Below are 2,713 nucleotides of genomic sequence, written 5' to 3' on the forward strand. Positions count from 1 at the left end.
TCAAAGGCAATTGTCCCCAATTTAAAAAAGACTAGTGCTAATTCTTTTAGTCGTTGCCCCTGTTGTTGTGGGGACAGTTGAGCGTCAGAACTGTTGTGTTGCTCAGGCTGAATATCGTCTATTTCGTTAGACACTGGTATGACTCCAAAGGCGTCAAGGTTAATATACCAAAGGGAACAGGGATTCGGGAATCGGGAGTCGGGAGTCGGGAATCGGGAATCGGGAGTTGGGAGTTGGGAGTTGGGAGTCGGGGTAATAAAATTTAATGTATAGTTATTTGCAGATAACTTATTATCGATAGTTGCGCGTAACGCATTAGCTGATAGATAAATTAGATAAATTAGATAACTGTGATCGCGTTTTATTTGCGTATTTTTATGATACAATATTACTAGAGTAATCTGTGGTAAACTATGGCTAAGTTTTACTCAGAAATCAATCAAGATTTAAGAGAGTTTATTGAGGAGCAAAAGATATTTTTTACAGCCACAGCTCCCCATCAAGGTCGTATTAACCTATCCCCCAAAGGTATTAACACTTTTCGGTGTATTGATAGTAGAACAGTGGCTTATCTAGATTTAACCGGTAGCGGTAACGAGACATCTGCTCATTTGCTGGAAAATGGCAGAATGACAATTATGTTTTGTAGCTTCACTGAAAAGCCATTAATTCTCCGCCTTTATGGTCACGGTCAGGTAATTCGACCTAGGGATAAGGAATGGGAAACAGTCTACTCCCTATTCAATAGCCTACCAGGGGAAAGGCAAATTATTGTATTGAATGTAGAATCTGCCCAAACCTCCTGTGGTTATGGTGTACCCTTGTATGACTTAAAAGGAGAGAGGGAAACTCTGCTCAAGTGGGCGAATAACAAGGGAGAAAAGGGAATTCACGAGTATTGGCAAGCCAAAAATACTGAGAGTATAGATGGGTTACCGACTAATCTTTTAGATAATTAACAATAATTTAGAATTTAGAATTTAGAATTTAAAATTTAAAATTTAGAATTTAGAATTTAAAATTTAGAATTTTAAATTTAGAATTGTAATTTTTTTTATTCTGCATTCTACATTCTACATTCTACATTCTACATTCTACATTCTACATTCTACATTCTACATTCTACATTCACCATTCACCATTCTGCATTCTACATTCTACATTCTACATTCTACATTCTACATTCTACATTCTGCATTCTACATTCTGCATTCTACATTCTGCATTCTGCATTCACCATTCTGCATTCTGCATTCTGCATTCACCATTCTGCATTCTGCATTCTGCATTCTGACAAACAACCAAACCAACTTATTGTTTAGTTTGGTCTAAATTAGCGGCAGCGCTATTGACCTCTATGGGATTTTCCTGGGCTAAATCACTATTGATATGTGATTGCTCTCCCGTAATCAAGGCAGTTGCTTGCTCTAATGCCTCGATGCGATCGCTAACTCGGTTTCTTGCTGGTAATAGTTCCAGGATTTTCAACTTTTCCAGCCTTTGATTAACCCTATCACTACCACCGACGATAAACACATCACGACGTTTGCCACGAGCCTCTTTAACCATATTCTCTATCGCTAGAGAAGCCGTCACTCCCAACAAGGTAACATCGCTCAGATCTAAGATCAGGACATCATACTTTTCCACAATCCCCATCCGCTGAGAGATAGCCTTGGCTGCACCAAAGCTCATTGGCCCGCCGAGACGGAATAGGAAAATTCGACCACGAGCCTGTTTCAGAAGCTGTTTTTCTTCATAGCTCAAACTATTTTCACCATCATCAGGAGCAGTAATTTCCTTGACCTGATCAATCTGTAGCTGACTGAGGTTTTTGACAGTCAACAGGTTGGCAATGAACACCCCAACGGCAACGGCTGTAATTAGGTCAACAAATACAGTCATGAATAACACTAAATACATTAATGCTGCTGCCTTGATGGAGACTTGATGGGCTCGTTTGAGGAAGCTCCAGTCAATAATATCGATTCCTACTTTAATCAAGATGCCCGCTAGTACAGCATGGGGAATACTTTGAGTCAGGCTTCCCGCACCCACAACAATCACCAGCAGCACTAGGGCATGAATCATGCCTGAAATCGGAGTTTGACCACCAGCCTGAACATTGATTACCGTCCGCATGGTAGCACCAGCACCAGGTAGGCCACCAAACAAGCCAGCAATCGTATTACCGATACCCTGACCAATTAATTCCCGGTCAGAGTCGTGCTGGGTACGGGTAATATTATCAGCAACCAGGGAAGTTAACAGAGAGTCGATGGCACCCAAGGTGGCTAACATTAGACCATAGCCAATCATGTCTTTGATTTGGCTGAAATTGAAGACTGGCAAATACAGCTTGGGTAAGCCTGTGGGGATTTCTCCAATCCGTCTGAGCTCGCTGTCTGGGAGGTCTCCGAAGAAGACAACCGATATCAATGTACAGACTATCAGTGCTAGTAGGGGGGATGGAATTAATCGATTCAGCCTCCGAGGTGATCCAAACATAATCACCAGAGTCAGGATTGCTAAACCGGTAGCGGCAAAATGGGGATTAGCCACGAACCTAGGAAAATCCAGGACAGACTGTACCACATTGGCAGAACTCGGATGCCCGAAAAATGGACCAATCTGTAACAGCAGAATGATCACACCAATCCCTGACATAAAGCCAGATATCACTGTGTAGGGCATCAGGGTAATGTATTTACCA

2 protein-coding genes and 1 pseudogene are annotated in these 2,713 nt (G+C 41.8%); 1 reads left to right on the forward strand and 2 read right to left on the reverse strand.

What is annotated here, in order from left to right; translation table 11 throughout:
* A pseudogene (locus F6K20_RS33020) lies at nt 1-386 on the reverse strand (hypothetical protein); the annotation flags it as partial.
* A 27-nt stretch (nt 387-413) separates the two neighbouring features.
* Here F6K20_RS33020 and F6K20_RS33025 point away from each other — a divergent pair.
* Nucleotides 414-959 (forward strand): pyridoxamine 5'-phosphate oxidase family protein, encoded by a 546-nt coding sequence (locus F6K20_RS33025; RefSeq protein WP_287297577.1) that lies wholly within the window; start codon nt 414-416, stop codon nt 957-959.
* A 352-nt stretch (nt 960-1,311) separates the two neighbouring features.
* Here the strand turns inward: F6K20_RS33025 and F6K20_RS33030 are convergent.
* Nucleotides 1,312-2,713 (reverse strand): SulP family inorganic anion transporter (locus F6K20_RS33030; protein WP_287297579.1); only part of this gene is annotated, 1,402 nt, incomplete at its 5' end.

The sequence above is a fragment of the Moorena sp. SIO2C4 genome, from assembly GCF_010672485.1.
GTDB lineage: Bacteria > Cyanobacteriota > Cyanobacteriia > Cyanobacteriales > Coleofasciculaceae > Moorena > Moorena producens.

Excerpts from the sequence above, each read along its gene's own strand:
- F6K20_RS33025 (WP_287297577.1), top strand. The coding sequence starts at position 414 with ATGGCTAAGTTTTACTCAGAAATCAATCAAGATTTAAGAGAGTTTATT.